At 64.4% G+C, this 5,725-nt stretch carries 5 protein-coding genes and 3 pseudogenes; 6 read left to right on the top strand and 2 right to left on the bottom strand.

Annotated features, from left to right (window positions below; all coding sequences use genetic code 11):
- Positions 1-184: 184 nt before the first annotated feature.
- The 5 genes and pseudogenes from AB0N17_RS45010 to AB0N17_RS45030 form a co-directional block, all read left to right on the top strand.
- Positions 185-384: pseudogene (locus tag AB0N17_RS45010) on the top strand (IS5/IS1182 family transposase); the annotation flags it as partial.
- Positions 385-454: 70 nt separating this feature from the next.
- A complete protein-coding gene (locus tag AB0N17_RS45015; protein ID WP_366017493.1) occupies positions 455-634 on the top strand; it encodes a transposase in 180 nt (59 codons plus the stop codon).
- Positions 635-701: 67 nt separating this feature from the next.
- Positions 702-1,118 carry an IS3 family transposase gene (locus AB0N17_RS45020; protein WP_366017494.1) on the top strand — a complete coding sequence of 139 codons (417 nt, stop codon included), beginning with the start codon at positions 702-704 and terminating at the stop codon, positions 1,116-1,118.
- Between the two features lie 101 nt (positions 1,119-1,219).
- Positions 1,220-1,368: pseudogene (locus AB0N17_RS45025) on the top strand (IS701 family transposase); the annotation flags it as partial.
- Position 1,369: 1 nt separating this feature from the next.
- Positions 1,370-1,524 (top strand): annotated as a pseudogene (locus tag AB0N17_RS45030) (IS3 family transposase); the annotation flags it as partial.
- Between the two features lie 222 nt (positions 1,525-1,746).
- Here the strand turns inward: AB0N17_RS45030 and AB0N17_RS45035 are convergent.
- Positions 1,747-2,946: a glycosyltransferase family 4 protein gene (locus AB0N17_RS45035; RefSeq protein WP_366017495.1), complete on the bottom strand. Its 1,200-nt coding sequence runs from the start codon at positions 2,944-2,946 to the stop codon at positions 1,747-1,749.
- A gap of 28 nt (positions 2,947-2,974) precedes the next feature.
- On the bottom strand, positions 2,975-3,955 hold the full coding sequence (locus tag AB0N17_RS45040; RefSeq protein ID WP_366017496.1) for an NAD-dependent epimerase/dehydratase family protein: 981 nt from the start codon (positions 3,953-3,955) through the stop codon (positions 2,975-2,977).
- A gap of 307 nt (positions 3,956-4,262) precedes the next feature.
- On the opposite strand from AB0N17_RS45040, the gene AB0N17_RS45045 reads away from it, so the two are divergent.
- On the top strand, positions 4,263-5,725 hold a 1,463-nt coding region (locus tag AB0N17_RS45045), incomplete at its 3' end, for a hypothetical protein (protein WP_366017497.1).

The following is a 5,725-nucleotide window of genomic DNA, read 5'->3' on the forward strand; positions in this document are numbered from 1 at the left end:
GGCCGGTGTTCCGGCGGGAACTGGACGCCCACTCCCCGGTCCTGGTCGTCGACGACTCCCGCGGTCAAGCACGGGGGGCTCGCCGTCAAGTGGGGAAGAATCACCTTGAATATCCGACGTTCGAGTTGTTTCCCAGCTCGAGGTTGTCCCGTAACTGGTGGGGCGGTTGGGGCGTTGGCTGGGCATGGGTGGGGTGATCTCAGCGGATGATCCGAAGTGGATCGAGCCGTTCTCCGGGCTGACCGAGCGCAGTTCGCCAGGCTGGTCGCGTTGGTACGGCGCGGTGGTGACATTCAGCGTGGCCGTCCCTGGCGGCTGCCGTTGGAAAACCGGGTGTTGCTGGTGGCGACCTGCTGGCGCACGAACTTGACGTTGCGGCAGGTGGGAGGCCCGACCCTTGATCGTGGACACCCTGATCATTGGATCGTGAAGATCCGAGGAACAGGAGTTCCCGTTGGGGGCGTCGAAGTACAGCCCTGAGTTCCGGTCCGATGGCGTCGCGCTGTACCGGGCCACCCCTGGTGGCGGCTACTCGTCGATGGCCAAGGACCTGGGCATCAACCATGAGATGCTGCGGACCTGGGTCCGCGATGCCGAGCGAGAAGGAGAACCAGCAGCTGCGGGCACGGGTTAAGGAACGTGAGCTCGAGCGGGAGGATCCTTCGGAGGGCCGCGAAGTATTTCGCCCAGGAGACCAGCTGGTGAGCAGCCGCTTCCAGTTCGTCGAGGATCACCGTGGCGCCTTCGGCGTCAATCGGCAGTGCCGGATGCTGCAGGTCTCGCGTCCGGGCTTCTACCGGTGGCTGGCCGGCGCGGACGCACGCGCCGCCCGGGCCCGGGCGGACACCGAACGCGCGGAGCGGATCGCCGAGATCCACACCGAGTCCGACGGCACCTACGGTGCCCCGCGCGTCACCGCCGAATTGCGGGACGACGGCGCACGCGTCAACCACAAGCGCGTCGTCAGGGTCATGCGCGCCTGGGGCATCGTCGGATTGCACCTGCGCAAGAAGGTCCGGACCACCGTTCCCGAGCCGTCGGCAACACCGGTGCTGGATCTGCTGCGGCTCGCGACTTCACCGCCCAGGAGCCGAACACCAAGTATGTGGGCGACCTAACCTGTCTCCGGATCGGCGGCGCCAATTTCTTTTTCTCGCAACGATGTTGTAGTACTCCGTTGGGTCTTTCGGTTCGGTCTGTGCGTGGGCGTGTTGGATGTGTGGATGCACATGAAGTGACGTGTGTACGGGCCAGGCTGACTCTCTACGTGGCCGATGTGTTCGCCTCGGTGCCGCGCAAGGGCCAGCGGGCGAAGGGCGACTGCTACCTGGGGGACTGATGCTGGACGGTCGCCGCAAGTCGGTCCAGTTTTCACAGTGACAACGGGGCTCAGTACGTGTCGAAGGAGTTCGCCCAGGTCTGCGCGGAGCTCGGGGTGATCAGATCACGCGGCGCGGTGGCACGAGCGCGGACAACGCTACCGCGGAGAGCCTGAACGCGACCATGAAACGCGAGACGCTCCAGGGCCGGAAACGGTGGAACGGGGGGCCTGACCCTTGATCGTGGTCACCCTGTTCCTCGGATATTCACGATCCCATGATCAAGGTGTCCACGATCAAGGGTCAGGCCCCGTCCTCGCGCTCGCCCGCCGCCGCGTCAGCGTCCTCTGGGCCCTCTTGCGCGACGGACGGTGCTGTGAGGCGACCCCGCCCACGGTGCTCGCGACTTGACGGACCGCATGAGGAATCAGTGCTTCGTGGGTCGGCTCACCGACCTGAGGATGTCCTCGAAGCGTGAAGCGCAGTGCTCCAGCGCGAACTCGCGTTCGGCCACGGCACGCCCCTCCTTGCCCAGCCGTTCCGCGTGTTCAGGGTCGACCAGGACCCGCTCGACCCAAGCGGCTGCGGCGTCCAGCGAGGCCTCCTCCGGGGAGAAGACCGCCGACCCTGCCTGGCGGAGTAGCCGTGCAGCCAGATTGTCGACGGGCATCAGCCCGAGCACAGGTCGCCCGGCACACAGATAGGACAGGGTCTTGGACGGCACCGAAAACTGGCCGGCATCCGTTCCGAGGACGACGAGGAGGACGTCACCCGTGCCCAGTACCTCGGGCAGTCGCTCGTAGGGCTGGAAAGGCAGCAGTGTCAGTTCGATACCGTGTGCAGAGGCAGCGTCTCGGAGGACGGGAACGGCCGGCCCCTCATTGACGACGACGAGTCGCACCGGCGTGCCCCGGTCACGCAACCGGGCGGCCAACTGCACCAGAAGCAAGGGGTTGTGCTTCAGACCCAGTGTGCCTGAGTACACCAGAGTTCGAACGTTGTTCAGGCCCTGTTCGGTGGACCAGGCGTTGATGCGGGCAACTGGCACGATTTCGTCCAGTGGTGCCCAGTTGGGAATGACGGTGACCTTGACCGCGGTGTCCCATTGATCGTGAACTCGTACAAATGAGTCGGCAATCACCACGATGGCCGCCGCCCTGCGTGCAGACCACTTCTCTCCCGCCGTGAAGACCTTGGCCGCGATACCCATCGACTTTGCCACATTGGCTGTGGCCAAGGTCTTCAGCGCGACGCCGGTCATGTCCTGCTGCCACAGTACCCAGGGAATGCGCAGCTGCCGCAGGACCGCTGCTGCCACGACCAGCACTGGAATCGGCAAGTTCGCCAGCATTGCCACGTCGGGCCTCTCCTGCCTCATCTGGCGAGCCAGTTCGAGGCCAAGCCCGCTTTCCTGAAAGAGGCGGCGGAAGTAGGCGTCCTTCTTCAGGGCGAGGCCATCCCCGATGGTGACGAAGCGGGGGCCGGAGGAGTCTCCGACGAGGTTGCCCTTGCCGGAGACGTAGGCCGCGCACGTTGAGTGGACAAGGTCGTGACCGCGTCGTGCGAGCTCGCGGCTCAGCTGGGCCTGAAACGGGTGACCGCTGTAGTCGTGGATGAGGATCTTCATCTGCGTTGTCCTGGCCCTTGGTCGGACTCTACTGGTTGGAGCGCTTGACCTGGTCGTAGACCCAGGCGTATGTCTTCTCCAGGCCATCGACCAAGGGGATGGACGGTTCCCATCCGTAGATTTCGCGGATCAGGGCGTTGTCGGAGTTGCGGCCGCGCACGCCCTGCGGGGCATCGAGACGGTAGTCGCGCTTGCAGCGGATGCCCGCGATCTGCTCCACGAGGTCGACGAGCTGGTTGATGGACACGAGTTCCGAGGATCCCAGGTTGACCGGCGCGCTGCTGTCCCCGTTCATGATCATCTGGCTCCCGTCCAGGCAGTCGCCGATGTACATGAAGGAGCGAGTCTGCAAGCCGTCTCCCCAGATCTCGATTCTGTGATTACCAGAGAGGACAGCCTCGGCCACCTTCCGGCATACCGCCGCTGGTGCCTTCTCCCGGCCTCCGGTCCAAGTCCCGTACGGACCATAGACGTTGTGATAGCGAGCGACGCGAGTGGTGAAGCCGTAGTCCTGCTCGTAGTGGCCGCACATGCGCTCCGAGAACAGCTTCTCCCAGCCGTAGCCATCCTCCGGCTGCGCCGGATAGGCGTCCTTCTCCCGCAGTGCGGTGACGTTCGGGTCGGTCTGTTTGCCAGCTGCGTACACGCAGGCAGAGGAGGAGTAGAAGTAGCGCTCTACGCCGGCCTCGTGTGCGGCCTGCAGCATGTGTGTGCTGGTCAGCACCGACATCATGCACGCGGCCTTGTTGTTCTCGATGAAGCCCATGCCGCCCATGTCGGCGGCCAGCATGTACACCTGTCGTGCGCCCCGGACGCCGGCCCGCGCGTTGTCCAGGAGTGACAGGTCGGCGATCACGTTCTCCGCGGCGCCGTGGGCCTGGTACCAGTCATGCTGGGGCTTGATGTCGATGGAGCGGACAGTCAGTCCCTGGGTCAGTAGGGCACCCACGAGATGACCGCCGATGAATCCTCCACCGCCGGCTACGACGACGTCGACCTGCTTGCTCATGACCAACTCCTTCTACGGGCTGTGGAATCTGGCGGACCGTCGGTCGGGTCCTCCGGGGTCAGTCCTCCCCTGGGTGTGCGCCGATGTGTCGCCGTTGCGCCGGGAGAACATTTAAAAACTTAGGCGCATTTGTCCGCATTTCTGGTTAATGGCGCGCCGCCCGATCTGTGGTGTCGCCGAACACTGCCTCTGGGTTCAGCACGTTGGGCCAACGGACTCGCGCGCCTCGTCCGAATCACGAGATATGGGGTATATATATCCTTCTGTGAATTGTGGCCCGAAAAGCTCACTCGGTGAGAAGGCGGGGATGCAGGACATCCCTGGCCGTGGTGTAGCCGCGGTCTGCGTCTGGACCGTGCTGCTGATGGGCCTGCTGCCAGGGCTGATCGTGCCGTGGCAGAGTGCCCACGCGTCGCCGGCAATCGCTCTGCAGTGCGTTGTCGTTGCTCACACCGGTGGGGCGCTCACTCGTGTGCTGACCGCGACCAGGGCACGGCTCGTCGCTCTCGGCTTCTGGATCTTCGCCTACATCTGGTTCGGTCTGACACCGCTGGTGATGCTTGCCACCGACTCATATCCGTGGGCTTATCGGACTGGGGAGGGGACCTCCCTCGCGGCTGTGGCTGTCATCGAACTCGGCCTGCTCGCCCACAGTGCCGGGGCGGCTTTCTCCGCGCGAGCGGAACGTGCTCGCACAGCCCGCGTGCCCCTCGCCCCACCAGGGCCTATGGAACGGTTGCTGTCACGCCGCATCGCACCCTGGCGGCTGCTGGTACTCGGCGGGCTTGCCATCGCCTCCGTAGTTTTGCTGGTTCCCAACGAACCGGGAGGTGTCGGGGCCTACTTCACCAGCCGAGAGGCCATCGCAAACATGAACGACGTTGATGACTCCGCTCTTCAGGCGCTCCGCAAATGGTTTCTGGCCGTGCCCGCATTTTGGGCGCTGCTGGGCCTACTGCACGTACCACGTGTGCCCGGCGGTGACCGCCTCCTACGCTGCGTCCGATGGCTGCTGCTTCCACTGCTCATCGCAGTGAACGTCGTCGTCAATAACCCCATCAGCGAACCCCGGTTCTGGGCCTTCACAGTGCTGCTGACCCTGCTCTTCGCCACAACCAAGGCGTGCCGGCCACGCGCCTTTCGCGCCATCGCCGCCACCCTGACGGTCACAATCCTCCTTATTTTCCCCTACGCTGATTACTTCCGCACCACCGACCGGGAGCACCTCGCTGTTGTGTCTATTGCCGAGCAGTTCACCAGCAACGGTGACTACGACGCATTCCAGCAGGTACAGACCGGTATTGACTATGCGCGGAACGTGGGCTTTACACCCAAGGCTGCGCTCGACCTTCCGCTGTTGATCGTGCCGCGCTCGATTTGGCCGGACAAACCTGTCGACACCGGCATCACATTGGGCCGGTACGCGAACTATGACTTTCTCAACATCTCCGCGCCCCTGTGGATCGAAAGCTACCTGTGGGCCGGCCCGCCCGCAGTGGCCATTGTGTTCTTCCTGTACGGCGTGGCTGGACAACGTATGGACGACGTCCGTCACCGGCAGCGTGGTCGGCGGGGCACGCTTGCCTCACTCCTGGTCCCGGCGTTCGCCTTCTACCAGATGGTCTTTCTGCGCGGCAGCGTGCTCGGCATCGGTGGTCCGCTGTTGATGCTGATGACCGTTCCGCTGCTCATCACCACCCCTGGTGCCCGGGCATCCCGGTTCCGCGCATCGGCGATGTCGACCGCACCCATCCGTCATGTATCCACTAC

It is taken from the genome of Streptomyces sp. NPDC051133 (assembly GCF_040682635.1).
Lineage (GTDB): Bacteria > Actinomycetota > Actinomycetes > Streptomycetales > Streptomycetaceae > Streptomyces.

Excerpts from the sequence above, each read along its gene's own strand:
- AB0N17_RS45035 (WP_366017495.1), bottom strand. The coding sequence starts at position 2,946 with ATGAAGATCCTCATCCACGACTACAGCGGTCACCCGTTTCAGGCCCAG.
- AB0N17_RS45040 (WP_366017496.1), bottom strand. The coding sequence starts at position 3,955 with ATGAGCAAGCAGGTCGACGTCGTCGTAGCCGGCGGTGGAGGATTCATC.